The sequence below is a fragment of the Micromonospora sp. SCSIO 07396 genome (assembly GCF_053667945.1).
On sequence record NZ_CM132210.1, the window covers coordinates 1112415 to 1137908 of the forward strand.

18 protein-coding genes and 1 pseudogene are annotated in these 25494 nt (G+C 74.9%); 10 read left to right on the forward strand and 9 right to left on the reverse strand.

Translation table 11 applies throughout. From position 1 onward, the window contains the following. Nucleotides 1–15: 15 nt before the first annotated feature. The 3 genes from ACWCHM_RS05045 to ACWCHM_RS05055 are packed head-to-tail and all read right to left on the reverse strand — an operon-like array spanning nt 16 to nt 2754. Complete coding sequence (locus ACWCHM_RS05045; protein WP_204959294.1) at nt 16–840, reverse strand: FAD:protein FMN transferase; 825 nt, start codon at nt 838–840, stop codon at nt 16–18. Beyond that, the gene (locus tag ACWCHM_RS05050; RefSeq protein WP_281895557.1) at nt 837–1337 is read right to left on the reverse strand and encodes an FMN-binding protein; all 501 of its coding nucleotides are present in this window, start codon (nt 1335–1337) and stop codon (nt 837–839) included. Before ACWCHM_RS05050 ends, ACWCHM_RS05045 begins: the two co-directional genes overlap by 4 nt. 19 nt (nt 1338–1356) lie before the next feature. Then, nucleotides 1357–2754, reverse strand: a complete 1398-nt coding sequence (locus tag ACWCHM_RS05055) for a ferredoxin reductase family protein (protein WP_454221619.1) — start codon at nt 2752–2754, stop codon at nt 1357–1359. Nucleotides 2755–3256: 502 nt separating this feature from the next. Between ACWCHM_RS05055 and ACWCHM_RS05060 the strand changes: the two genes are divergently transcribed. The 9 genes and pseudogenes from ACWCHM_RS05060 (at nt 3257) to ACWCHM_RS05100 (ending at nt 14058) form a co-directional block, all read left to right on the forward strand. Further along, nucleotides 3257–3706, forward strand: a complete 450-nt coding sequence (locus tag ACWCHM_RS05060) for an SAV_6107 family HEPN domain-containing protein (protein ID WP_204959291.1) — start codon at nt 3257–3259, stop codon at nt 3704–3706. A gap of 134 nt (nt 3707–3840) precedes the next feature. Beyond that, a complete protein-coding gene (locus ACWCHM_RS05065; RefSeq protein WP_454221620.1) occupies nt 3841–4623 on the forward strand; it encodes a hypothetical protein in 783 nt (260 codons plus the stop codon). Continuing rightward, a pseudogene (locus tag ACWCHM_RS05070) lies at nt 4620–6356 on the forward strand (DNA polymerase Y family protein). The gene ACWCHM_RS05065 and the pseudogene ACWCHM_RS05070 overlap by 4 nt, the downstream one beginning before the upstream one ends. A gap of 192 nt (nt 6357–6548) precedes the next feature. After that, nucleotides 6549–9959, forward strand: coding sequence for an error-prone DNA polymerase (locus ACWCHM_RS05075; RefSeq protein WP_454221621.1), 3411 nt, complete (start codon nt 6549–6551; stop codon nt 9957–9959). 98 nt (nt 9960–10057) lie between these two features. Next, the gene (locus ACWCHM_RS05080; RefSeq protein WP_232378670.1) at nt 10058–10231 is read left to right on the forward strand and encodes a hypothetical protein; all 174 of its coding nucleotides are present in this window, start codon (nt 10058–10060) and stop codon (nt 10229–10231) included. A gap of 40 nt (nt 10232–10271) precedes the next feature. Next, nucleotides 10272–11042 carry a methyltransferase domain-containing protein gene (locus tag ACWCHM_RS05085; RefSeq protein WP_204959287.1) on the forward strand — a complete coding sequence of 257 codons (771 nt, stop codon included), beginning with the start codon at nt 10272–10274 and terminating at the stop codon, nt 11040–11042. Continuing rightward, entirely contained in the window at nt 11039–12226 is a 1188-nt protein-coding gene (locus ACWCHM_RS05090; protein ID WP_454221622.1) for an alkaline phosphatase family protein, read from the forward strand. The genes ACWCHM_RS05085 and ACWCHM_RS05090 overlap by 4 nt, the downstream gene beginning before the upstream one ends. 61 nt (nt 12227–12287) lie before the next feature. Further along, nucleotides 12288–13547 (forward strand): DNA polymerase IV, encoded by a 1260-nt coding sequence (locus ACWCHM_RS05095; protein ID WP_204959285.1) that lies wholly within the window; start codon nt 12288–12290, stop codon nt 13545–13547. A gap of 115 nt (nt 13548–13662) precedes the next feature. After that, the gene (locus tag ACWCHM_RS05100) at nt 13663–14058 is read left to right on the forward strand and encodes a DUF3040 domain-containing protein (protein WP_088643026.1); all 396 of its coding nucleotides are present in this window, start codon (nt 13663–13665) and stop codon (nt 14056–14058) included. A gap of 230 nt (nt 14059–14288) precedes the next feature. Here ACWCHM_RS05100 and ACWCHM_RS05105 read toward each other — a convergent pair whose 3' ends face one another. The 3 genes from ACWCHM_RS05105 to ACWCHM_RS05115 all read right to left on the reverse strand — a co-directional run bounded on the left by ACWCHM_RS05105 (nt 14289) and on the right by ACWCHM_RS05115 (nt 19200). Further along, a complete protein-coding gene (locus ACWCHM_RS05105; protein WP_421487775.1) occupies nt 14289–16757 on the reverse strand; it encodes a transglutaminase TgpA family protein in 2469 nt (822 codons plus the stop codon). Between the two features lie 84 nt (nt 16758–16841). Next, nucleotides 16842–18140, reverse strand: coding sequence for a DUF58 domain-containing protein (locus ACWCHM_RS05110; protein ID WP_204959283.1), 1299 nt, complete (start codon nt 18138–18140; stop codon nt 16842–16844). Nucleotide 18141: 1 nt separating this feature from the next. Continuing rightward, nucleotides 18142–19200: an AAA family ATPase gene (locus ACWCHM_RS05115; protein ID WP_088643029.1), complete on the reverse strand. Its 1059-nt coding sequence runs from the start codon at nt 19198–19200 to the stop codon at nt 18142–18144. Between the two features lie 440 nt (nt 19201–19640). Here ACWCHM_RS05115 and leuS point away from each other — a divergent pair, with 440 nt between their 5' ends. Then, on the forward strand, nt 19641–22505 hold the full coding sequence (leuS, locus tag ACWCHM_RS05120; protein ID WP_454221623.1) for a leucine--tRNA ligase: 2865 nt from the start codon (nt 19641–19643) through the stop codon (nt 22503–22505). Nucleotides 22506–22787: 282 nt separating this feature from the next. Here leuS and ACWCHM_RS05125 read toward each other — a convergent pair whose 3' ends face one another. Genes ACWCHM_RS05125 through ACWCHM_RS05135 form a run of 3 tightly spaced genes read right to left on the reverse strand, consistent with a single transcriptional unit; the run spans nt 22788 to nt 25459 of the window. After that, nucleotides 22788–23483 carry a TVP38/TMEM64 family protein gene (locus ACWCHM_RS05125; RefSeq protein ID WP_281895580.1) on the reverse strand — a complete coding sequence of 232 codons (696 nt, stop codon included), beginning with the start codon at nt 23481–23483 and terminating at the stop codon, nt 22788–22790. A 16-nt stretch (nt 23484–23499) separates the two neighbouring features. Continuing rightward, nucleotides 23500–24222, reverse strand: a complete 723-nt coding sequence (locus ACWCHM_RS05130; RefSeq protein WP_204959281.1) for a type 1 glutamine amidotransferase — start codon at nt 24220–24222, stop codon at nt 23500–23502. Then, nucleotides 24212–25459: a MurT ligase domain-containing protein gene (locus tag ACWCHM_RS05135; protein ID WP_145922959.1), complete on the reverse strand. Its 1248-nt coding sequence runs from the start codon at nt 25457–25459 to the stop codon at nt 24212–24214. Before ACWCHM_RS05135 ends, ACWCHM_RS05130 begins: the two co-directional genes overlap by 11 nt. Nucleotides 25460–25494: the final 35 nt, after the last annotated feature.

The following is a 25494-nucleotide window of genomic DNA, read 5'->3' on the forward strand; positions in this document are numbered from 1 at the left end:
GCCCACCGTGGCGGGTCAGCGGGCGGGCGGCGACCCGGGCCGGGTGCCGGGCCAGTGCCCGGTGGCCCGGATCCGGCCGTCGGCGGTCACCAGCAGCGCCTCGTGGTCGGCCAGGCCGGTCAGCCAGGTCAGCGCGTCGTCGGCGTCCCGGGTCATCGCCGCGGTGGCGTACACGTCGGCCCAGAGCAGTTCCGGCCCGACCACGGTGACCGACCGCAGCGCGGTCGCCGGTCGGCCGGTACGCGGGTCCACGATGTGCGCGCCGCGCCTGGCGGTGCCCGAAGTGGCGACCGCGCCGTCGCGCCGGTCCAGCACGTCCAGCAGGTGGCCGGGGCGGTCCGGGTCCTCGATGCCGACCCGCCAGGCCGGCCGGTCCGCCCCGGTGCGCAGCAGCACGTCCCCACCGGCGTTGAGACAGAGGTCGTGCCCGGCCAGATCGGCCAGCCATCCGGCCGCCCGCTGCACCGCCCAGCCCTTGACCAGTCCGGACGGGTCATAGCCGGCACCGCCGGTGGGCAGCGGCAGCCGCCTGGCGTCGAACCGGCCGCCGGTGCGCGTCCGGGCCAGCTCGCACAGCTCCGCCACCTCCCGCACCAGCGGGCTCGCGGTGGCCGGATCGGGTTCCCGCCCGGCCAGCTCTCCGATCTCGCTCTCCGGCCGGTAGGCGCTGAACGTCGCGTCGATCGAGCCCAGCCAGGTGAAGAACCGCTCCACCCGGGCGGCGACGGCGTCGTCGTGCACGTCCGGGCCGCGCAGGTGCACGCTCACCGGCAGCCCCATCACCTGCACCACCCAGGCCCGCCGGTCCAGCTCCGCCGTCCGGCCCGTCGGGGTGCTCATCTCAGGTGCGCCGCGTCGATGGCGGCCTGGAGGGATTCGCGGTAACCGTCGCTGGTGACGGTCGCCCCGGACACGGTGTCGATCCGGGCGCTCTGTGCGGTGAGCGCCGCCTGCCGCAGGACCGGCACCGCGTAGTCGTTGATCTGCTGGTCCCGGAAGTTGCCGTCGGGCACCTGGAGTGCCGTGACGTCGGTGATCCGCCCGCCCGCCACGGTGATCCGGACCTGCACCGGCCCCCACCGGGTCTGCGCCACCGACCCGTCGTAGCTTCCGCCGCTGTCGCCGCCGGTGCTTGCGCTGTCGCCGGTGCTGCCGGCACTGCCGCTGCCGCCGGTGGGCGGTTCGGTGGACGGGTCCCCGGAGCCGGGGGTGGTGCCGCCGCGGTCGACGGCGACGGCGCTGCTCCCCCCGCCGACGCCCATGGTGCTGGTCCGGTAGCTGAACAGCAGCACCAGGGCGGTCACCGTGGAGAGCAGCCAGATGGTGATCCGTCGCACGGTTCCCCCTTCCCGCCCGTCACCAGGCGAAGCGTTCGTGATGGACGTGCCGCTCGGGCACCCCGGCGGCCCGGGTCGCGGCCTGCACGGCGTCGACCCAGCCGTCCGGGCCGCACAGGTAGACGTCGTGGTCGGCGATGTCGGGGGAGAGCCGGCGCAGCGCCTCGGCGTCCGGCAGCCCGGCCGCGTAGCCGGGCAGCCAGGCGGGCTGTCGGCCGCGCGGACCGACCAGGTAGTGGACCGACACGCCGCGGTCGACCGCGAGCCGCTCCAGCTCCGCCCGGAAGGCCAGCTCCTGCGGGGTACGCACGCGGTAGAGCAGCACCGCCTGCCCGGGTGCGTACGGCAGCTCCCGGAGCAGGGCCAGCAGCGGGGTGACGCCGATCCCGCAGGCGAGCATGGTGATCCCGCCGCCACGCCAGTGTTCCCCGGTCAGCCGCCCGTACGGGCCCTCCAGCAGCACCCGGGTGCCCGGTCGCAGGGTGGCCACCCGGGAGCTGTCGTCGCCGAGGTCCTTGACGGTGATCCGCATCAGGTCGCCCGTCGGCGGGGCGGATAGCGAGTACGGGTGCGCCCGGGACCAACCGGGGCCGGCCAGGAAACGCCAGCCGAAGAACTGCCCGGCCCGGACCGGCAGCCGGTCCAGGTCCCGCCCGCGCAACCAGACCGAGGTGACGCCGGGCGCCTCGGGGACCACCGCGGCCACCTCGACCCGGTGCCGCAGCGAGCGGTACGCCGGCAGCCCGAGCCGGAACACCAGCACACTGCCCAGCGCCCCCAGGTACACCGTCCACCAGTACGCCCGCGCGGCGGCCGAGGAGACGAAGTCCGCGCCGGTCCACAACTGGTGCGGCAGCGCCAACCCGATCCCCAGGTACGCGTACAGGTGCAGCAGGTGCCAGGACTCGTAGCGCAGCCGACGGTGGGCCGCCCGGACGGAGCTGACCACCACCAGCACCAGCAGTGCCAGCGCGGCGGTGGCCAGCAGCATCCCCGGGTACCCGGTGACCAGCAACCAGAGCTGTGTCACGGGGTTCTCCCGGGCCGTGCCGGCGTACCCCAGGGTGGTCAGCAGCACGTGGGCCAGCAGCAGGTGGAACGAGGTGAAGCCGGCCAGCCGGTGCCAGCGGGCGATCCGGTCCTGGCCGAAGCGCCGTTCGACGAGCGGCACCCGGGCCATCAGCACCACCTGGACGAGCATCAGGTCGGCGCTGAGCAGGCCGGTGAGCCGGCCGGCGGAGGTGAGGCCGGTGGCCACCCCGGAGAGCAGTTCCTGCACTCCCCGGTCGGCGGTCCAGAGCGCGACGACGACCAGCAGGCTGAGCACCGCCGCGCTGCCGGCCAGGTCGGCCCACCAGCCGGGGGCGGTGGGCAACGGTCGGCGCGGGGTGTCCCGGCCCAGGACGGTGGTGCTCATCAACGGGTGGTTCCGGCGGGTCCTTCACTCATGCGTTCCACCCTGCGGCGGCGACCTCGGGTCAGGCTTTGCCGTCACTGTGCGCCGGCTGGGAATCGTCGCTGGCACGCCGTACGCCGGACGTTGCGTTTTCGTCGGGGGCAGGGTGTACTGTCAGGGCAGTTAGAACGAGTGTTCGATTCACTCGCACACCCGTTCCAACGCCCCCGGGGCGGTGTTTCGCGGCGTCGACCCGGGCAGGTGCGGTTTCGCGGACCGCACCGGGTTCCGGGCAGTCGCGAGCCCGGTCCCGTCAAGGCAGGTCGTCGCCCGCCGCCCTCGACCCCCGGGCGGCGGGCGACGAACCCGCCGGTTCGCCGGCCGGGTGTGGTGTGGGGAAGCATCCGCACCCGGCCGGCCCCCAGCGGTGCGTCTTCCTCCGCACCACCCGCCCCGGGCGTCGCGCCGGTGGAGCCTCTCCACCTGGCGTCCCGCCCGACCCGGTCACGCGGAGGAGACAGTCATGCCGACCAACCCGGCCCAGGCGCCGACGGTGCCCGCGCACGTGTTGCCGCACCGCACCCCGACCCAACTCCTCGCGGCGGCCCGCCACGGGCTGGCCGAGGCCGCCCAGACCCGTCCCGACGGGCTGCGCTACGCCGCCGCCCACCTGGCCGCGCTCCGCGCCGCCGCCGCCCTGCTCGCCGCCCGGGCCCGGCCCGCGCCTGCCCGCCGCCGCCGGATCACCAGCGTCTGGGTGCTGCTCGCCGGGGTCGCCCCCGAACTGGACGAGTGGTCCCGCTACTTCGCCGCCACCGCCGGCAAGCGGGCCGCCGCCGAGGCCGGCATACCCCGGGTGGTGAACGCCCGGGAGGCCGACGACCTGCTCCGGGCCGCCGAACAGTTCGTGACGGTGGTGGAGCAGGCGCTCGGAGTGACCCACCAGCCCGCCCTCGACGGTCTCGCCGCCTGACCCGGCCGTGCCCGGGTCCCCGCCGGGCACCTGATCCGGCCGGGCACGGGCACCTCGACGCAGCGTCCCACCGCGTCCGGGGCGAGCACGCAGTGCATCTGATCCACGCAACGACACGACGGGGGGTTGGTCCGATGGCGGGCCGCATGGTGGTCGGTTCCGCCGCACTGGCCGATCTGGTCCGCCCGGCGAGCGCCCCGGACCCGGCCGGCAGCCACCGGGTGCTCCCGGTGGCACCGGAGCTGACCGGCCTGCTGCCGCACCGGGGGCTGCGTCGGGGCAGCACGGTCGCCGTCACCGTCGGCCAACCCCGGCGCAGCGGCGGCACCTCCCTGGTGCTGGCGTTGCTCGCCGAGGCGTCCCGGGCCGGGTCGTGGTGCGCGGTGGTCGGGGTGCCCACGTTCGGGGCGGGCGCCGCCGCCGAGGTCGGCATCGCCCTGGACCGGCTGGCCCTCGTCCCGCACCCCGGTCCGGAGTGGCCGACCGTGGTCGCCGCCCTGATCGACGGGGTCGACGTGGTGGTGACCGCCGTACCGCACACCGTCTCCGCCCCGGTGGCCGACCGGCTGGCCGCCCGGGCCCGACAACGCGGCTGCGTGCTCGTGCCGTACGGCCGGTGGACCGGCGCGGACGTCACGCTCCAGGTGGTCCGGGGGGTCTGGGAGGGGCTCGGGCCGGGACGGGGTCGGCTGCGCCGACGCGAGGTCACCGTGTCGGCACGCGGGCGCGGCGCGGCGGCCCGCCCGAAGGAGATCACGATGTGGCTGCCCGGCGACGGGCTCACCCGGGTCGTGCCCCGCGCCGCGCCGGCCGTCCCCGTCGGACCTGCCGTCCCCGTCGGACCTGCCGTCCCCGTCGCGCCGGCCGTCCCCGTCGGGCCTCGGCCGGGCGGATTCACCGTGGTCGGGTCCGGGTGACCGGCGCGCCCATCCGCACCCTGCTGCTCTGGTGCCCGGACTGGCCGGTGCTCGCCGCCGAGATCGTCGACGGGGTGCCCGCCACCGGCCCGGTGGCCGTGCTGCACGCCAACCGGGTGGTGGCCTGCTCCGCACCGGCCCGCGCCGCCGGGGTACGCCGGGGCCTGCGCCGCCGGGAGGCGCAGGGGCGCTGCCCCGCGCTGACCGTCGTCGACCACGACCCCGGCCGGGACGCCCGCGCCTTCGAACCGGTCGTCGCCGCGGTGGAGGAGGTCGCCGCCGGGGTCGAGGTGGTCCGCCCCGGCGTCTGCGCGCTCGCCGCCCGGGGGCCCGCCCGCTACCTCGGCGGTGAGGAGGCCGCCGCCGAGCGGATCATCGAACAGGTCGCCGAGTCCTGCGCGGTGGAGAGCCAGGTCGGGATCGCCGACGGGGTCTTCGCCGCCGGTCTCGCCGCGCGTACCGGACAGGTGGTGCCGCCGGGCGGGACCCCGGGGTTCCTGGCCGGGCTGCCCGTCGAGGCGATCGGCCGGCCGGCCCTGGCCGACCTGCTGCGCCGGCTCGGCGTACGCACGCTCGGCGGGTTCGCGGCACTGCCCGCCGGTGACGTGCTGGCCCGGTTCGGCTTCGACGGGGCCCTCGCCCACCGGCTCGCCGCCGGGCACGACCACCGGCCGCTCGCCGTCCGGCAGCCCCCGGTCGACCTGACCGTCACCGCCCACCACGATGAGCCCCTCGACCGGGTCGACGCGGCGGCCTTCGCCGCCCGGATGCTCGCCGAACGGCTACACGACCGGTTGGCCGGGCACGGGCTGGCCTGCACCCGACTCGGCATCGAGGCGGTCACCGCACACGGCCAGGAGCTGCACCGGGTGTGGCGGCACGACGGGTTGCTCACCGCCGCCGCGATCGCCGACCGGGTGCGCTGGCAGCTCGACGGCTGGCTCTCCGGCAGCACCGGTCGGGCCGGTGCCCGGCCGGCCCGGCCGACCGCCGGGATCGTCCGGCTGCGGCTGGTGCCCGACGGGCTGCTGGCCCGGGGTGGGCTGCAACCCGGCCTGTGGGGGGAGGCCGGCGAGGAACGCGACCGGGCGCACCGGGCGTTGAGCCGGGTGCAGGGCATCCTCGGCCCGGAGGCGGTGGTCACCGCCGTGCTGGGGGGCGGTCGGTCCCCGGCCGACCAGACCAGGCTGGTCCCGTGGGGGGACGAACGGCTCCTGGCCCGCCCCGGCCCGCCACCACTGCCGGGCGCACCGGCCAAGCCACCGCTGCCGGGCGCATCCGTCACGCCGCCGGTGGACGGGTCGTCGGGTGTCGTGCCGCCGCCGTCGGCCGGAGCGGGTCGGGGTGGTGCTGAGGTGACGGGTCGGGGCGGTGCCGCGCGGGCCGGGCGGCGGGGGAGTCCCGTGCCGCCGTGGCCGGGGCGACTGCCACCACCCGCGCCGGCCGTGGTGCTGCCCGTCCCGCTCACCGCGACCGTGCACGACGCAGCCGGGGAGCCGGTGCTGGTCAGCGCCCGGTTGGCGGTCAGCGCCGCGCCCGCCCGGCTGGCCGTCGGCGGCGCCGCCCCGATGGAGATCGTCGGCTGGACCGGTCCGTGGCCGGTGGACGAGCGGTGGTGGGCCCCCGCCGAGGCCCGCCGCCGGGCCCGGTTCCAGGTCTGCCTGGCCGACGGTGCCGCCCTGCTGCTGGCCGTCGAGGCGGGCCGGTGGCTGGTGGAGGCGATCTATGACTGACCGGTGGTCCGCGCTGGTCCGGTCGGTGTGGCGTTCCGTCCGGGGCCATCCCGCGTCCCGACGATGTTTCCGGGTGAGCGGTATGCCTGGCGGTCATAAATATGACTCAGCGGCATACCGCTCACCGAGCGATCCGTTCCCGTCCGCGACGCCCCTGCCGCACCACGCAGCCGGCCGCGGGAAGAGATCCGGATGAGCTTCCACAATCCGAAGCTGCCCTGGTCGGAACTGGAGCGGGTGCTGTCCGGACGGTCCACCACCGACGGCGGCGCGGGCCCCGGTGGGTCCCGGGGTGACGGGGGACGGGGCGGGCGGCGGCGCGGGGAACGGCACCTGCACGTGGTGGACCCGCTCGCCGAGGCCGACGGCGGCGACTCGCCGGCCTGGACCCGGCACCGCGAGCGGTACGCACCGCCGGAGCTGACCCGTCCGGACGACCCGGTGCCGTACGCCGAGCTGCACGCGCACACCAACTTCAGTTTCCTCGACGGGGCGAGCCACCCGGAGGAACTGGCCGAGGAGGCCGCCCGGCTGGGGTTGACCGCGCTCGCGGTGACCGACCACGACGGGTTCTACGGGGTGGTCCGGTTCGCCGAGGCGGCCCGTACGCTGCACCTGCCCACGGTCTTCGGGGCGGAGCTGTCGTTGGGGCTGCCCGGCCCGCAGCAGGGCGAACCCGACCCGCTGGGCCGGCACCTGCTGGTGCTCGCCCACGGCCACGAGGGGTACGCCCGGCTCGCGTCGGTCATCTCCCGGGCCCAGCTGCGCGGCGGTGAGAAGGGCCGGCCGGTCTACGGCGAACTGGAGGAGGTCGCCGCCGAGCTGCGCGACCACGTGCTGGTGCTGACCGGCTGCCGCAAGGGGCACGTGCCGGCGGCGCTGCTCACCGAGGGGGTCGACGCGGCGGCCCGGGAGCTGGACCGGCTCACCGCGCTGTTCGGCGCGGAGACGGTGGCGGTGGAGCTGACCGACCACGGGCATCCCGTCGACGCCGACCGCAACGACGCGCTCGCCGAACTGGCCGCCACCGCCGGGCTGCCCACCGTGGCCAGCAACAACGTGCACTACGCCAGCCCGGGACGACGACGGTTGGCGACCACCCTGGCCGCCGTCCGGGCCCGGCGCAGCCTGGACGAGATCGACGGCTGGCTGCCCGCCGCCGCCACCGCCCACCTGCGCAGCGGCGCGGAGATGGCGACCCGGTTCGCCGGGTACCCGGGTGCGGTGTCCCGGGCCGCCGAGTTCGGCGCGGAACTCGCCTTCGACCTGCACCTGGTCGCGCCCCGGCTGCCGGCGTACCCGGTGCCGGCGGGGCACACCGAGATGAGCTGGCTGCGCCACCTGACGCTGGCCGGGGCGCACGAGCGCTACGGCCCGCCCGGGGCGCACCCGGAGGCGTACGCGCAGCTGGAACACGAGCTGCGGATGATCGACGAGCTGGGCTTCCCCGGCTACTTCCTGGTGGTCTACGACATCGTGGCGTTCTGCCGCGCGCAGGACATCTACTGCCAGGGCCGGGGTTCGGCGGCCAACTCGGCGGTCTGCTACGCGCTGCGGATCACCAACGTGGACGCGGTCCGGCACCGGCTGCTGTTCGAACGGTTCCTCGCCCCGGAACGCGACGGGCCACCCGACATCGACGTGGACATCGAGTCCGACCGGCGGGAGGAGGTGATCCAGCACGTCTACGCCCGGTACGGCCGGGAGCACACCGCCCAGGTCGCCAACGTCATCTCCTACCGGCCCCGGTCGGCGGTGCGGGACGTGGCGAAGGCGTTCGGCTACTCACCAGGCCAGCAGGACGCCTGGAGCAATCAGATCGACCGCTGGGGTTCCGTCGCGGCGGTCGACGTCGAGGGCATCCCCGAGCAGGTGGTGGCGTACGCCGACGAGTTGCAGACGTTCCCCCGGCACCTGGGCATCCACTCCGGCGGGATGGTGATCTGCGACCGGCCGGTGATCGAGGTGTGCCCGGTGGAGTGGGGGCGGATGCCCGGCCGCAGCGTGCTCCAGTGGGACAAGGACGACTGCGCGGCCGTCGGGCTGGTCAAGTTCGACCTGCTCGGCCTGGGCATGCTGTCGGCCCTGCACTACGGCTACGACCTGATCGGCCAGTCCCTGGACCTGGGTGACATGACGTTGGACGACCCCGAGGTCTACGACATGCTCTGCCGGGCCGACTCGGTGGGGGTGTTCCAGGTGGAGAGCCGCGCCCAGATGGCCACCCTGCCCCGGCTGAAACCGCGCGAGTTCTACGACCTGGTGGTGGAGGTGGCGCTGATCCGGCCCGGCCCGATCCAGGGCGGCTCGGTGCACCCGTACATCAGGCGCAAGAACGGCCAGGAGCCGGTGACGTACCCGCACCCGCTGATGCGCAACGCGCTGGAGAAGACCCTCGGCGTGCCGCTGTTCCAGGAGCAGCTGATGCAGCTCGCCATCGACCTGGCCGGCTTCGACGCCGCCGGGGCCGACCAGTTGCGCCGGGCGATGGGGGCGAAACGGTCGGTGCAGCGGATGGCGCAGCTCGCCGACCGGCTCTACGCCGGGATGGCCGGGCGGGGGATCACCGGGGAGCTGGCCGACGACGTCTACCGCAAGCTCACCGCGTTCGCCAGCTACGGCTTCCCGGAGAGCCACGCGATGAGTTTCGCCTACCTGGTGTACGCCAGCTCCTGGCTCAAGCGGCACCATCCGGCGGCATTCCTGGCTGCCCTGCTCAACGCCCAACCGATGGGGTTCTACGCACCGCAGACCCTGGTCGACGACGCCCGCCGGCACGGCGTCGAGGTCCGCCGGCCGGACGTCAACGCCAGCGGGGCGGGGGCGGTGCTGGAGTCCACGCCGGAAACGCGCTGGGGGAGCGTGCCGGGGGAGCCGCCGCACGCCTGGGGGCTGGGCGGTCCGGCGGTCCGGCTCGGGCTGGGCGGGGTCCGTACCCTCGGCGACGACCTGGCGGGGCGGATCGTGGCGGAGCGGACGGCGCACGGGGCGTACCGGGACATGCCGGATCTGGCCCGGCGGGTCGGTCTGACCGCGGGGCAGCTGGAGGCGCTGGCCACCGCGGACGCCTTCGCCTGTTTCGGGCTGACCCGGCGGCAGGCGCTCTGGGCGGCCGGGGCGGCGGCCCAGGACCGGCCGGGCCGGCTGCCCGGCACGGTGACCGGCGCGGCGGCCCCCACCCTGCCCGGGATGGAGGCGGTGGACCGGCTCGTCGCCGACGTCTGGGCCACCGGGCTGTCCCCGGAGACCCACCCGGCCCGGTTCGTCCGGGACCGGCTCGACGCGCTGGGTGCGGTGCCGATCGCCCGGCTGGGGCGGGTGGAGCCGGGTCGGCGGGTGCGGGTCGGCGGCATCGTCACCCACCGGCAACGTCCGGCGACCGCCGGTGGGGTCACCTTCCTCAACCTGGAGGACGAGACCGGGATGCTGAATGTCACATGCTCCCCGGGGCTGTGGCAGCGCTACCGTCGAATCGCCCGTACCAGCAGCGCGCTCGTGGTCCGTGGTCGGTTGCAGCGGCACGAGGGGGTCACCAACCTCACCGCCGACCGGCTGGACCCGATCACGCCGCCGGTGGAACCCGCCTCCCGCGACTTCCGGTGAAGTGATCCACATTACGGTTTTCCCGGCCGGGAGACAGGAGAATTCCGGCACGCGCGGGCAGAGCGGCCCGCGCGCGGCAAGGGGGAAGGCCAGTGACGATGGACAGCACTTACACCGGTGGACTGGCGAACGCCCGGCGCACCCGGCTGGGTGCCGGTTGGACGCCCGCCCAGGACGCCGAGCCGCGGGAGTACCAGGTGACCGAGGGGCCGGTGGCGAACACCCGCCGGTCCCGCGCCGAGGAGGACCCGGCCGGCGGCGGGGAGATCTGAGCCGGCGACGGCACCGCCGACGGGGGGTCGGGTGGCGTGGGTGACTAGGCTCGACCGGGTGGAACAGAGCACCCGCAGCCGGTTCGCCGAGCCGCCGTTGACCCCCCGTACCGCCGTCATCTGGTCGGTGCTCGCCGCCGAGTTGCAGCGGCGGGCCGATGACACGTTGACCGTGCTCGACGTGGGCGGCGGCACCGGCGGGTTCGCCGTGCCGCTCGCCCAGGCCGGCCACCGGGTGACCGTGGTCGACGCCAGCCCCGACGCGCTCGCCGCGCTCACCCGACGGGCCGCCGAGGCCGGGGTCGCCGATCGGGTGCACGCCGTGCAGGGCGACGGCGACGCGCTGACCGGGCTGGTCGAACCGGCCACCGTCGACCTGGTGCTGTGCCACGCGGTGCTGGAGGTGGTCGACGACCCGACGCCGGTGGCAACCGCGCTGGCGACCGCGCTGCGTCCCGGCGGCGCGGCGAGCGTGCTGGTCGCCGGGCGGGCCGCCGCCGTGCTGGGGCGGGCCATGAACGGTCACCTCGACGTCGCCGCCGCGCTGGCCGCCGCGCCCGACGGGGCCGCCGGTCCCCGGGACACCCTGCGCCGCCGCTTCGACGCCGAGGAGGCCGCCGCCCTGCTGCGCGTCGCCGGCCTCACCGTCGAGGAGATCCACGGGGTACGCGTCCTCGCCGACCTGTTGCCCGCCACCGTCGCCGACGGTCAGCCGGGTGCCCTGGTCGAGCTGGAGAAGGTGCTGGCCGGGCGGCCGCCCTACCGGGACCTCGCCGCCCAACTGCACCTGTTCGCCCGCCGCCAGGCATGACCGGGGTGGCCCCGGCCGGCGCACCGGTGCCCCCGGCGGACCCGCTCGCGGTGCTGCCACCGCGCTACGGCGGAGGCAGCCTGGCCGACGTGCTGCCCAGCGCGTTGGCGGTGCTCGGCGTGCCGGGCGCCGTCGACCTGCTCGGGCTCGTCCCCGCCCTGGCCGGGGTACGTCGGGTCGCCGTGCTGCTCGTCGACGGTCTCGGCTGGTACCAACTGCCCACCGCCGCCCGGTACGCCCCGACCCTGACCGGGCTGGCCGCGACGGTGGGCCGCCCGTTGACCTCAGGCTTCCCGTCCACCACCCCGACCAGCCTGGTGACCCTGGGGGCGGGTGCGGCCCCCGGCGCGCACGGCGTGCTCGGCTTCACCGTCCGGGTGCCCGGCACCGACCGGGTGCTCAACCACATCGACTGGCCCGGCGACCCGGACCCGCTGCACTGGCAGCCGGTGCGTACCCAGTGGCAGCGGGCCCGCGCCGCCGGGGTCGCGGTGAGCGTGGTGAGCCGCCCCGAGTACGCCGGCAGCGGGCTCACCCTGGCCGCCAACCGGGGCGGCGACTACCGGGGCGCCGGCGGGGTGGACGCGCTGGCCCGGACGATGCTGGCGGCGCTGTCCGCCGGGGCCGGCCCCACCCTGGTCTCCGGCTACCACCCCGACCTGGACCGGCACGGTCACCTCAGCGGGGTCGACTCGGCCCCGTGGCGGATCGCCGCCGCCGAGGTCGACGCCCTGCTCGCCCGCCTCGTCGACGGGTTGCCGGCGGACGCCGCGCTGCTGGTCACCGCCGACCACGGCCAGCTCGACGTGCCGGCGGGGCACCGGTTCGACCTGGACACCGACGCACGGCTGCGGGCCGGCGTCCGGGTGGTCGCCGGGGAGCCCCGGGTGCGCTACCTGCACGTCGCCCCGGGGGCGGTGGACGACGTGGTGGCCGCCTGGTCGGCGGTGCTCGGGCCGGCCGCCCGGGTGTGCACCCGGGAGGAGATGGTGGCCGAGGGGTGGTTCGGCCCGGTCGCCGAGGAGCACCTGTCCCGGGTCGGTGACGTGGTGGTGACCTGCCGCGACACGTACGCGGTGCTGGCCACCCGGTCGGAGCCGCCGGCGGTGTCCCGGCTGGTGGCCTACCACGGGGCGGACACCGCGGCGGAGATGACCGTTCCGCTGCTGGTGGTCCGGGGCTGACGTGGCCGTCGCCCGTGGGGCGGGCGGGCCGGTTGTCGTACCTGGCGGTTAGCCTGCCGGGATGGGTCGGAGCCAGTCGTTGCCGCGCGGCGGTGACCCGCGTTTCGGGCCCGACGCCGACGACTCGGCCAGCCCGATCCTGCACGTCGACATGGACGCCTTCTTCGCCTCCGTCGAGGTGCGCCACCGGCCCGAGCTGCGCGGCCGGCCGGTGGTGGTCGGCGGGGTCGGGCCGCGCGGCGTGGTCAGCTCCGCCAGCTACGAGGCCCGGCGCTTCGGGGTGCGCAGCGCGATGCCCACCGCGCGGGCCCGCGCGCTCTGCCCCGGCGCGGTCTACCTACCCCCCGACTTCGCCCGCTACCGGGCGGCCTCCGACGCGGTGATGCGGATCTTCCGGGACGTCACCCCGTTGGTCGAGCCGCTCTCCCTCGACGAGGCGTTCCTCGACGTGGCGGGCGCCCGCCGGCTGTTCGGCCCGCCCGCCGCCATCGCCCGGCGCATCCGGGAGCGGGTGACGGCCGAGCAGGGGCTGACCTGTTCGGTCGGGGTGGGCCCGAGCAAGTTCGTGGCCAAGCTCGGCTCCACCCGGGCCAAGCCGGACGGTCTGCTGGTGGTGCCGGCCGGCCGGGTGCTGGAGTTCCTCCACCCGCTGCCCGTCGACGCGTTGTGGGGGGTGGGGGAGCGGTCGGCCGAGACGCTGCGCCGGCTCGGCCTGCGGACCATCGGCGATCTGGCCGAGGCGCCCGTCGGGATGCTGCGCAAGGCGCTCGGTGCGGCGTCCGCGACCCACCTGCACGAGCTGGCCCGGGGGCGGGACCCGCGTCCGGTCAGCCCGGAGCACGTGGAAAAGTCGATCGGGGCCGAGGTGACCTTCGACGTCGACGTGGTCGACCCGCAGCAGATCCGGCGGTCGCTGCTCGCGCTCAGCGAGAAGGTGGGCAGCCGGCTGCGCGGGGCCGGTCAGGTCGGCCGGACGATCTCGCTCAAGGTGCGACTGTCGGATTTCCGCACCGTCAACCGGTCCCGGACGCTCGGCGTGGCCACCGACGTGGCCCGGGAGATCTTCGACACGTCCTGGGGCCTCTGGACGGTTCTCGACCCGGGTGAGCCGGTCCGGCTGGTCGGCGTACGGGTGGAGGGTCTGGCCGGTGCGGCCGACACTCCGCGCCAACTCGCCCTCGGCGCGCCCGAGCGGGGCTGGCGGGAGGCGGAGACCGCCGCCGACGCCGCGGCTGCCCGTTTCGGGCGGTCCGTCATAGGTCCGGCCAGTCTGCTCGGCAGACGTGATCCCCGCCCCGGCGAAAATAGCAGTCGGCCATAGGTCGTCCCGCTTTCCGACGCGCGACCCCCCTCGTAGACTTGGCGGCAAGCAGCCGGTTGGCTGCCACGGTCTGTCGGCCCGACCGGGCCGACCAACGTGACCGGGGAGGAGTGCCGTGCCGCTCTCGGAGCACGAGCAGCGGCTGTTCGAGCAGATCGAGCGGTCGCTTGCCGAGGACCCCAAATTCGCCTCGGCCGTGCGCGCCAGCGACCCGCGTTTCCACACGCGGCGTCGCCTGCTCGTCGCTGCCGGCGTGGTGGTCGTCGGCCTGGCCCTGTTGGTCTACGGCGCGGTGATCAAGACGCCGCCACTGGCAGTGGCGGGGTTCGTCGTCATGCTGGCCGCGCTGGGCTATGCGGTGCAGTCGCACCGGCGGGGGCAGTCACCTGACCTGCACGTGGTGGGCGGCACGACGAGTCGTCGTCGTCCGCGTGGCCGCGGCGGCCGGCGGCCGTCGTTGCTGGACCGCATGGAGGACAGGTGGCGGCAGCGCCCGGAGGGACATCGTTGAACCCCGCCCACCCCTGAGGTGGACGGGCGACACCGACGACGGTAGGTGCCGGACACAGTCCGGCCACCTCCGTCGTATCACCACGCCCGGGAGTCGTATCACCACGCCCGGGACAGGGCGAGGTGCCCACGCATGTGGGGCGAGGTGGCGGTATCCGAAACGACTGATACCGCCACCTCGCCCCATGAGCGTCCCGCCGCGCCTGACCTCCCAGCCCCTCGGCCGGGAGGTCAGGCGCGGCGGGTGGCCAGCAGGCGGCGGGGGTTCCAGCGCAGCAGCAGGCGACGCAGCCGCCCGGAGGCCGCCACCAGCCGCGCCGAGCTGTCGCCGAGCGAGGTACGCCAGCGCAGCAGCACCGACGGCGGCAGCACGGCGGCGAGCAGCCGGGTACGCCGGTCGGCCCGCGCGGCGAGGGTGTCGCGTACCGTCCGCAGCGCCGGGTGCAGGGGCTCGCCGGTGAGCGGGTCCCGGGCGTACCTGGCGCGTTCCTCGGCCCGGCCGAGCAGCCGTACCGCGGTGGCGGGGCCGGCGTCCGCACCGACGGCCTCCCGGGCCAGCCGCTCGGCGGTCGCCCGGGGCGTCTCGGTCCGGTCGATCCGGACCCGGTAGTCGACCAGGGTGTCCAGCAGCTCGTCCCAGGCGGCGTGGGCGTCCGCGCGGGCCCGCTCGGCGTCCGCGCCGAGCACCGTCATCGGGATGCTCGCGCCCGCCCCGTCGTCGGGGGCCACGCCGGCCGCCACCGGGACTGCCCGATGGTGCCGTTGCCGGCGCAGCGCGCGCCGCCGCAGCGCCGGCAGCGCCAGCAGCACCGACAACACGAGCAGCGCACCCACCGTCCACCAGGGCCAGGTCGGGGCCTGCTCGACGGGGGCGCCGGTGGTCGGGTCGAACCCGGCGTCGGTGTCCTTGTCGGCGGCCTCGTCGCGCTGCGGACCGGTGGTGGCGCCCGGGTCCTCCGGCGCGGCGGGCGCGGCCGTGTCCGACGGCTCCGGGTCCGGGGCGTCGGAGTCCGGCGCCCACGCCGACCGGGTCGACCCCTGGACGCCGTACGCCGGGGTGGCGTCGAACGGCACCCAGCCGAACCGGTCGAAGTAGACCTCCGTCCAGGCGTGCAGGTTGCGGTTGGTCAGGACGGCGGTGTCCCCGTCGACGCTGCTGCCGTTGGTGAAGCCGAACGCCACCCGGGCCGGGATGCCCGCCTCCCGCACCAGCCAGGCCAGCGCCGCCGCGTACTGCTGGCAGTAGCCGACCTTGTTGGTGAGGAAGTCGACGATCTCCTGGCCGCTGGTGCCGCCCTTGGTGCTCAGCGAGTAGCTGAAGCCGTTCTCCCGGGAGAAGTAGTCGTAGAGCGACCGGACCCGGTCGTAGTCGTTGGACTTCCCCTCCACCAGCCGGTTGACCAGCAGGCTGACCTCGCGGACCTCAGGGGTGCGGGTCTGTTGCAGCCGGATCGGGTGCTCGGCCGGCAGCGGGCGGGCCCGGCGCAGCGCCGCCGGGCTGTACGTCGAGCGCACGTACTCGAAGGAGTACCGCTTGCCCCGGGAGTTGTCCCGGTTGGAGAAGACCACCCCGAGGTTCTGGTCGTACGACCAGTTGCCGTTGAGCCCGTCGAAGCTGACCGGGTCGGTGTAGACCGGCACGAAGGGCATGTTCAGCGACCGGTTCACCTCGACCGTCGCCCGGTAGGTCTGCTGCTCCACCCCCGCCTGGGCCCGGTCGGTCGGGTCGGGCAGGTCCCGGTTCACCGGCCTACCGTTGGGCGGGCGCACCCGGAAACCGTCCGGGCGCAGCTCGTCGGCGACACCGAAGCGCAGGTAGAACGGGTTCTCCTCGGTGGTGGTGACGGTGACCATGTCGGCCACCTCGGACTGGTTGAGCTGCCCGCTGAGGGCGGCGAACAGGTCGATCCGGCCGGGGCCGCCGCCCTGCCCGGGGCGTCCGTTGCCGGTGCCGGTGCCGGCGGTGTTGAACTGGTCCAGCAGCCCGCCGGTCATCCCCGGCACGGCCAGCGGCAGCACCACGGCCAGCACCACCCCGACCACCGCCAGCCGACGCCCGGCGGCGGCCAGCGGGGAGGACTCCCAGACGTCCACGTCGCGGCCCTCGCCGGTGAACCGGCGGCCGAACCGGCGGACCCGGTCGACGTTGTCGGTCACCAGCAGCCACAGGTAGCCGGCGGCGCCGACCACGAACGGCAGCGCGGGGACGCTGTCGACGTAGACCGCGACCGGCACCGAGTAGATGGCCAGCATGGGCAGCCCGGCCAGGGCCGGACGGCGCAGTCCGACGGCGAGCACGTCGACCACGATCGCCACCGCGCCCACCCCGAGCACGCTGATGAACAGCAGCGGGGTGGTGTCCGGCACCTTCACCCCGTAGGAGCGCATGTCCTGCAACGAGCCCTGCGCCAGCTCACCGAAGTGGGCCAGCGTCGCCGGGGTGGGCAGGAAGGCGATCAGCTCGCCGCCGCCCGGGAAGAGCCAGGTCAGGGCGAGCAGCAGACCGGCGAGCATGCCCAGCACCTGACCCCACAGCGGGGCCCGGACCAGCCGGGTGAGCGCCGCCGCGCCGGCCACCACGGCGACCGCGATGGTCGACTGGATCAGCCAGGTCCACTGTTGGAAGATCGACGACAGGGGGGCCGCGGCGAGCAGGGTCGCCGTGGCGGCCACGAAGCCGATGTTCCGGGACGCGATCACGACGTCACCCTCTCTGTCGGCGGGCGTCGGTGGCGGGGCCGTCGGCGGTGCGGCGGCCGGGGACGGTGCCGGTGCGCCGTCGGGTCACCGGACGGCACCGGCGACCGTCTCGGCGAGCGCCGCGCGCAGCGCGAAGCCCTGCGACCCGCGCCCGGCCTGCGGCCAGAGCGCCGGCAGCTGGCCGTCGTGGTCGACCCCGATGACCCGCCAGCCGCCCTGCAACAGCGACAGCGCGGCGGCGGCGTGGGCCTGTTCGGACTCGTACCGGGCCCGTTCGGGCAGGCTGAGCCAGGTGGAGCTGTGCAGCACGAAACCGACGCAGGTCGCCCCGTTGCCGCGCAACCCGCCGAGCAGTTCCGCCTCGCTGGTGGTCAGCGACCCGAACAACGCGATGATCAGGCCCCCGTCGGCGCGCTGGCGGACCCGCTGCACCAGCGTCGCCACGTCGCCGCGCTGGTCGAGCCGGACGTCGGCGAGGTGGTCGAGGAGCAGGCCGTCCCCGGTGGCCTCGCTGGCGTCGACGTCGACCCCGTCGCCGGTGACCAGGCGCAGCTTGTAGCCGGCCTGGCGCAGGTGCACGGCGATGCTGGCGGCGGCGGACACCGCCCACTCGAAACTGGCCGTCGGGCCGTCGCCCCGGTGCCCGTGCGCCCGGGTGTCCAGCACCACCGTGGCCCGGCTCTCCCAGGGCTGCTCCTCGCGGCGCACCATCAGCTCACCGGTACGGGCTGTCGACTTCCAGTGCACCCGGCGCAGGTCGTCGCCCCTGCGGTACTCCCGGGTGGCGGCGTCGTCCTCGCCGTGCACCGCCACCGACCGGGCCCGGCTGTCGCCACTGCCGGCGTACTCGCCCGGCAGCCGGACCGAGGGCAGCGGGGTGACCTGCGGGATCACGGTGAGCTGTTCGGTGCTGGGGAACGCCCGGCTCAGCTCACACAACCCGAACGGGTCGGTCATCCGGATCACCAGCGGACCCACCTCGTACCGGCCGCGCACGTCGGCACGCACCGTGTACGCGACCGAGCTGGCCTGGTGGGCGCCGAGCCGTTCCAGCACCACCCGGGGCCGGCTGCCCAGCGCGTACGGCAGCCGGTCCTCCAGCAGCAGGGTGCCGGTGGGCAGCCGGGACATGTTCTGCAACCGCAGCACCACCCGGGAGCTGGCCCCGACCGGCACCCGGTGCGGGTCCAGCGAGCGGTTGCAGGCCAGCTTGTACCGGGTCCGGCCGACGTAGAGCGCGGCGAGCAACGGCAGGACGGCGAGCAGCACCGCCACCCGGAGCAGGTCCCGTTCGCCGAGGATGCCGGCCGAGATCGCGGCGGCGATGGCCGCCGCGAGGAACGACCGGCCCCGGGTGGTCAGGCCACGCAGCCCGTCCCGCACGTCACGGCCTCCGCGGCTCGAACGGCGGGCGGCCGTTGCCGGCGGCGGGGCGGGGCGTGTCGTACCCGGTGGGGCGCTTGCGGTCCGGCGGCAGGGCCAGCCGGTGCACCAGCTCGGCGACGATCGCGTCGGTGGTGCGGCGGGCGAGCTGGGCGTCGGCCGTGGGGATGATCCGGTGGGCCAGGACCGGCACCGCGAGCGCCTGGAGGTCGTCGGGGAGCACGTAGTCGCGGCCCTCCAGGGCGGCCACCGCACGGGCGGTGCGCAGCAACTGGAGGGTGGCCCGGGGGGACGCGCCCAACCGCAGGTCGGGGGCTTCCCGGGTGGCGGTGACCAGGTCGACGGCGTACTGCTTGACGGCGTCGGCGACGTGCACGTTGCGCACGGTGGCGATCAGGCGGCGGACCGTGTCGGCGTCGGAGACCGGACGCAGCTCCTGGAGCGGGTCGGCGGCACCGTGCCCGTCCAGCATGGCCAGTTCGGCGTCCGGGCCGGGGTAGCCCATCGCGATCCGGGCGGTGAACCGGTCGCGCTGCGCCTCCGGCAGGGGGTACGTCCCCTCCATCTCGATCGGGTTCTGGGTGGCGATCACCATGAACGGGGTCTGGAGCTGGTAGGTGACGCCGTCGACGGTGACCTGGCGTTCCTCCATGCACTCCAGCAGCGCGGACTGCGTCTTGGGCGAGGCCCGGTTGATCTCGTCGCCGACCACCAGGTTGGCGAAGACCGCACCGGGGCGGAACTCGAAGTCGTGCGTCTCCTGGTTGTAGACGCTGACCCCGGTGACGTCGCTGGGCAGCAGGTCGGGGGTGAACTGGATGCGCCGCACGGAACAGTCGATGGACCGGGCGAGCGCCTTGGCCAGCTTGGTCTTGCCGACGCCCGGGACGTCCTCGATCAGCAGGTGCCCCTCGGCCAGCAGGACGGCCAGGGCGAGCCGGACGGTCGCTGTCTTGCCCTCGATGACCTGCTCGATGTTGGCCACGATGGCCTCGCTGGCGGCGCGGAACTCGTCGTGCGGCAGCACGCCGCCCACCTCGTCCCAGGTCTGTTGTGTCACGGGCCTTCTCCTCGTCGCGACGGCAGCTCGGTAAAGAGCACCTGGACCCGTCGTTCGGTTCGCAACGGGAAGCCTCGTCTGCCGCAGGAATCGCACTGGTCTCTCAGGCTAACCATGTTTACGGTGAACGCCGAACCCTGCCGGAAGTCGGCCGGTCACGCAGCGGATATTCGTCAGGTCGGGGGACCGGACGCGGCCGGGCGACCACGGAAGGTGACCGTCGTGCGGTGGATGTGCCGGGCGGTCGACCGACGCCACGGGGTAAACTGCAGTACATGGCCAGCGTCTTCCTGCTTCTTACCGGGCCGTGCTGATGCGCTGACGCGTGACAGCACGGCGGCCCCTCCTGTGCGGGGGGCTTTTTCGTGCCCACGGCAGGGTCTCCCGGGCCCGATGCTTACCCGACCCGACATGACCGCGACGACCGCCAAGGAGAAGGCATGAGTGAGACAGCCGCACCGGCGGGCGACATCCCCCCGTACCGGTACACCGCGGCCATGGCCGACGAGATCGAGCGTCGGTGGCAGGACACCTGGGAGCGGGAGGGCACCTTCCACGCGCCGAACCCGACAGGTCCGCTGGCCGACCCGGGACACCCCCGGGCGGGCGCGGAGAAGCTGTACGTGCTGGACATGTTCCCGTACCCGTCCGGGGCGGGGCTGCACGTCGGGCACCCGCTGGGCTACATCGGCACCGACTGCTTCGCCCGCTACCAGCGGATGGCCGGGCGCAACGTGCTGCACGCGATGGGCTTCGACGCGTTCGGCCTGCCGGCCGAGCAGTACGCGGTGCAGACCGGCACCCACCCCCGCACGACCACGGTGGCCAACATCGAGCGGTACCGGGCGCAGCTGCGCCGGCTGGGGCTGGCCCACGACGACCGGCGCTCGGTGGCGACCATCGACACCGACTTCTACCGGTGGACGCAGTGGATCTTCCTACAGGTCTACAACTCCTGGTACGACCCGCAGGCGCGGCGGGCCCGTCCGATCGCCGAGCTGACCGCCGCTTTCGCCGCCGGTGACCGGCCCACCCCCGACGGCCGGGCCTGGGCCGAGCTGAGCCCGGCCGAGCAGCGGCGGATCGTCGACGACCACCGGCTGGCGTACGTCTCGCAGGCGCCGGTGAACTGGTGCCCGGGGCTGGGCACGGTGCTGGCCAACGAGGAGGTCACCCCGGACGGCCGTTCCGACCGGGGCAACTTCCCGGTGTTCAAGCGCAACCTGAAGCAGTGGATGATGCGGATCACCGCGTACGGTGACCGGCTGCTGGACGACCTGGACACGCTGGACTGGCCCGAGTCGATCAAGCTCCAGCAGCGCAACTGGATCGGCCGCTCCACCGGCGCGCACATCGACTTCCCGACCGGGACCACTGATTCCGGTGTCGCGGGCGGAGCCCGCATCAGAGTCTTCACCACCCGGCCGGACACCATCTTCGGGGCCACCTACCTGGTGCTGGCCCCCGAACACGAGCTGGTCGACGCGCTGACCCCGGACGCCTGGCCGGACGGCACCCGGGACGCCTGGACCGGTGGGCACGCCGACCCCCGGGCGGCCGTCGAGGCGTACCGGAAGGCGGCGGCGGCCAAGACCGACGTGGAGCGGCAGGCCGACACCAAGGAGAAGACGGGCGTCTTCGTCGGCGCGTACGCCACCCACCCGGTCACCGGCGGGCAGATTCCGATCTTCATCGCCGACTACGTGCTGGCCGGCTACGGCACCGGCGCGATCATGGCGGTGCCCGCCCAGGACGAGCGGGACTGGGCCTTCGCCGAGGTGTTCGAGCTGCCGATCGTGCGGACCGTGCAGCCCGCCGACGGGTTCGACGGGCAGGCGTGGACCGGGGACGGGCCGGCGATCAACAGCGCCGCGCCCGAGCGCGGCCTGGACCTCGACGGGCTGGGCGTGGCCGACGCCAAGGCGGCGACCATCGCCTGGCTGGAGGCCAACGGCCACGGCGTCGGCGCGGTCACCTGGCGGCTGCGGGACTGGCTGTTCTCCCGGCAGCGCTACTGGGGCGAGCCGTTCCCGATCGTCTACGACGCCACCGGCACGGCCATCGCGCTGCCCGAGGAGATGCTGCCCGTCGAACTGCCCGAGGTGGACGACTTCTCGCCCAAGACGTTCGACCCGGACGACGCCGACAGCAACCCGGAGACCCCGCTGTCGCGGCGGCGCGACTGGGTGGAGGTGGAGCTGGACCTGGGCGACGGGCCGCAGCGGTACACCCGGGAGACCAACGTGATGCCGCAGTGGGCCGGCTCCTGCTGGTACGAGCTGCGCTACCTGGACCCGACCAACTCCGGGCGGTTCGTCGACCCGGAGAACGAGGCGTACTGGATGGGCCCACGCGCCGAGGGCGACTGCGGCGGCACCGACCTGTACGTCGGCGGCGCCGAGCACGCCGTGCTGCACCTGCTGTACGCCCGGTTCTGGCACAAGGTGCTGTACGACCTGGGCCACGTGTCGTCGTTCGAGCCGTTCCGCAAGCTGTTCAACCAGGGCATGATCCAGGCGTACGCGTTCCGCGACTCCCGGGGCACGCCGGTGCCGGCCGAGGAGGTCGTCGAGGTCGACGGCCGCTGGTTCCACGGCGAGCACGAGGTGACCCGCGAGTACGGCAAGATGGGCAAGTCGCTGCGCAACGTGGTCACCCCCGACGACATGTGCGCGGCCTACGGCGCGGACACCTTCCGGGTGTACGAGATGTCGATGGGCCCGCTGGAGGTGTCCCGCCCCTGGGAGACCCGGGCGGTGGTCGGGTCGTACCGGTTCCTGCAACGGGTCTGGCGGGCCGTGGTCGACGAGCAGACCGGCACGCTGCGGGTCACCGACGCGCCGGCCGACGAGGCCACCCGACGGCTGCTGCACCGGGTGATCGACGGGGTCCGGACCGACATGGAGGGCATCCGGTTCAACACCGCGATCGCCAAGCTGATCGAGCTGACCAACGCGGTGACCCGGCTGGAGCAGACCCCGCGCGAGGTGGCCGAGCCGCTGGTGCTGATGCTGGCCCCGTTCGCCCCGCACGTGGCCGAGGAGCTGTGGCGGATGCTGGGCCACGACACCTCGCTGGCGTACGCCGACTTCCCGGCCGCCGACCCGGCGCTGCTGGTCGCCGACACGGTCACCTACCCGGTGCAGGTCAACGGCAAGGTCCGGGGCCGGATCGAGGTGCCGGCCGACGCGGCGCAGGAGGCCGTCCGGGCGGCGGCCCTGGAGGCGGTCGCGTCCGCGCTGGCCGGCAAGGAACCGCGCAAGGTCATCGTGGTGCCGGGCCGGCTGGTCTCGGTCGTCGCCTGACGGTGCCGTCCGCCCGTGGCGGGGCGGCTCACGCGGCCGGCGCGGCCGGTCGCGCGCCTGGCCGGTTTCCGGGCCCGGCCGGTTTGTGGGGCCGCGGTAGCGCGCGGTGACGGCGGGCCGGGACAACTGTCGACGTGAGCGGTATGCCTGAGAGTCATATTGATGACGCTCAGGCATACCGCTCACCCGGCCCGACCATTCCGGCGGGACCCGTCCCGGGTTGCCGCCCGTCGCCCGAGCCGCCACCCGTCGCGCGCGCCCCGGCGGGCCGGTTCCGTCCGGTCAGGGGCGGGGGTCGGCGACTGCGGACCGACGGGCGCGCTCCGCCCGCCACCACTGGTACGCCAGCACCGCGCTGGCGATCAGCCCGAGGCTGGCCGGGGCGGCGGCGTACCAGTTGATGCTGCCGGGGGAGCTGGCCGCCGCGCCGATCGCGGCGTAGCCGAAGGCGGTCGGGGCGGAGGCCAGCACGCTGCCGACCAGGAACGGCAGCAGCCGCGCGCCGGTGGTGCCGTAGCCGTAGCTGACCAGCCCGAACCCGGCGATCGGCAGCATCCGTACGGTGACCACACCGAGCACGCTCTGCCTGGCGAACCAGCCGTCGAGCCGGGCCAGTCGGCCGCGTACCCGCTCGGCGACGAACTCCCGGCCCAGCACCCGCCCGACGGCGAAGCCGAGCGCGGCGGCCAGCAGCGCCGCGCCGAGTGCGTACGCCGCCCCCTCCAGCGGGCCGAACACGGCCCCCGCCACGAGCGTGACGAACGTACGGGGAACCAGGGCCACCAGCAGCAACGCCCCGACGACGATCCCGGCGACCGGGGCGTACCCGCCGAGGGCGTCGGCCAGCCGGGGCAGCTCGGCGACGTCCGGGTGCGGCGTCACCAGCAGCAGCACCACGAACCCCGCCAGCATGACCAGCAGCAGGGCGAACCGACGTGCCGACGGCTGGCGCAGCAGCCGCCGGACGGCGGAGGTCACGGGCGGGCGGCGGACATCACGGGCGGGCGGCGGCGGCCACCGCGGCGCGGCGTTCGGTGCGCAGCCGCTCGGCCCAGGTGTCGTCCAGCGGCGGCAGCTGGTGCGCGCCGGTGGCCCAGCGCAGCAGCAGGTCGGCCAGGGCGGGGTTGCGGGCCAGCGCCGGCCCGTGCGAATACGTGCCCAGCAGCTTGCCCCGCCACGCGCCCTCGGTGACGCCGTCGTTGCCGACCCCGGCACTGACCCGGGCCAGCGGCGACACGCCGGGGCCGAGGTGGGTGCGACCGCCGTGGTTCTCGAACCCGGACAGCGCCGGTACGCCCAGCCGGGGGTCGATCTCGCCGGCCAGCTCGCCGACCGCCCGGGTGGGCCCCCGGTCGGAGGAGAGGTCGAGCAGTTCCAGCCCGGCGCACCGGGTGCCCTTGGCGAAGAAGGAGGTGCCGAGCAGTTGGTAGCCGGCGCAGACGCCGAAGACCACCGAACCCTGGGCGACCGCGCGGTGCAGGCCGCCGTCGGCGAGCAGCCGCTGCGCGCCGAGCGCCTGCGGGCCGTCCTCGCCGCCGCCGAGCAGGTAGATGTCGGCGGTGGCGGGCAGCCGCTGGTCGGAGCGGACCTCCATGACCTCGACCGGCATCCCGCGCTGCTGCGCCCGGCGGGCCAGGATCAGCAGGTTGCCCCGGTCGCCGTAGGTGGAGAGCAGGTCGGGGTAGATCCAGACGATACGCAGGCTCTCAGTTGACACGGTCCAACTCCGCTCGGATGTCCTGGAAGGCGGTGTAGTTCGCGATGACCTCCAGCCGGCCCGGCGGGACCGCCCGGACCGCCTCGCCGAACGCCCGGACGTGCTGGAACGGCACCCCGTTGACGTCGAGCCGGACCGCCAGGTCGTACGCGCGGTCGCCGGTGATCAGCACCTGCCGGCCGCGCAGCGGGGCGAAGTCGACGTCGAACAGCCAGGAGGTGTCCAGCCCGTCGGGGTCCCGGGCGTTGATGGACAGCAGGGTGGGCGCCTCGTCGGCCATGTCGAACGCCTCCAGCCAGCTGGCCGGGTTCTTGGCCAGCAGCAGCCGGATGTTGCGTCCGTCCCGGTCGACCTGGGCGTACCGGCCGGCGACCGAGGTGACCGTGTGCAGCCGGGAGACGGCGTCGACGGGGCGTACCCCGAACTCGGCGGCGACGGCCAGCGCGGTGGCCGCGTTGCCGAGGTTGACCTTGCCGGGGAGCTGGAGGGTCACCTTGTGCCAGGCCCCGGTGGGGTCGAGCACACCGTCGTCCTCCACCGTCCACTGGGCGTCCGGGCGGCGCAGCGGGCAGCCGGTGCACCACCACTGCTCGCCGGAGCGCTGGATGGTGGAGCCGCACTCGGGGCAGACCCAGGAGTCGTCGTGCCAGCGCTGGCCGGCGCTGAACCAGGTGACGTGCGGCGGGCGGACGCCCTGCGCGGGGTCGGCCGGTGGGGTGGCCGCCCAGACCACCATCGGGTCGTCGGCGTTGGCCACCACCCGTACGTCGGTGTGCCGGACCAGCGCCGCGCGCCAGAGCTGCGCCATCATGGCGACCTCCTTGGCCCGGTCGAGCTGGTCGCGGGAGAGGTTGAGCAGGGCCACCACGTGCGGCTCGGTGGCCTCCAGCACCTGCGCGAGGTAGTGCTCGTCGACCTCCAGCACCGCGTACGGGGTGCTGCCGGCCTTGGCCAGCGCCGAGGTGTGCCCGGTGGGCATGTTGGCGCCGAACGAGTTGGTGGCGACCCGGCCGAGCACGCCGACGGCGGCGGCGCTGAGCCGGGTGGTGGTGGTCTTGCCGTTGGTGCCGGAGATCAGCGCGATGGCGCGTCCGGCCGAGAGGTGGGCCAGCAGGTCCGGGTCGATCTTCAGCCCGATCCAACCGCCGATCACCGAGCCGTCGCCCCGGCCGGCGGCGCGCGACAGCGCCGCGGCGGTCCTCGACACGGAGCTGGCCACCTTCGCCCGCAGGGGCATCTTCGCGTCCGTCACGCGAGCGAGGTTACCGGACC

Excerpts from the sequence above, each read along its gene's own strand:
- ACWCHM_RS05095 (WP_204959285.1), top strand. The coding sequence starts at position 12,288 with ATGGGTCGGAGCCAGTCGTTGCCGCGCGGCGGTGACCCGCGTTTCGGG.
- ACWCHM_RS05065 (WP_454221620.1), top strand. The coding sequence starts at position 3,841 with ATGGCGGGCCGCATGGTGGTCGGTTCCGCCGCACTGGCCGATCTGGTC.
- ACWCHM_RS05135 (WP_145922959.1), bottom strand. The coding sequence starts at position 25,459 with ATGCCCCTGCGGGCGAAGGTGGCCAGCTCCGTGTCGAGGACCGCCGCG.
- ACWCHM_RS05075 (WP_454221621.1), top strand. The coding sequence starts at position 6,549 with ATGAGCTTCCACAATCCGAAGCTGCCCTGGTCGGAACTGGAGCGGGTG.
- ACWCHM_RS05045 (WP_204959294.1), bottom strand. The coding sequence starts at position 840 with ATGAGCACCCCGACGGGCCGGACGGCGGAGCTGGACCGGCGGGCCTGG.
- leuS (WP_454221623.1), top strand. The coding sequence starts at position 19,641 with ATGAGTGAGACAGCCGCACCGGCGGGCGACATCCCCCCGTACCGGTAC.
- ACWCHM_RS05090 (WP_454221622.1), top strand. The coding sequence starts at position 11,039 with ATGACCGGGGTGGCCCCGGCCGGCGCACCGGTGCCCCCGGCGGACCCG.
- ACWCHM_RS05080 (WP_232378670.1), top strand. The coding sequence starts at position 10,058 with ATGGACAGCACTTACACCGGTGGACTGGCGAACGCCCGGCGCACCCGG.
- ACWCHM_RS05060 (WP_204959291.1), top strand. The coding sequence starts at position 3,257 with ATGCCGACCAACCCGGCCCAGGCGCCGACGGTGCCCGCGCACGTGTTG.
- ACWCHM_RS05055 (WP_454221619.1), bottom strand. The coding sequence starts at position 2,754 with ATGAGCACCACCGTCCTGGGCCGGGACACCCCGCGCCGACCGTTGCCC.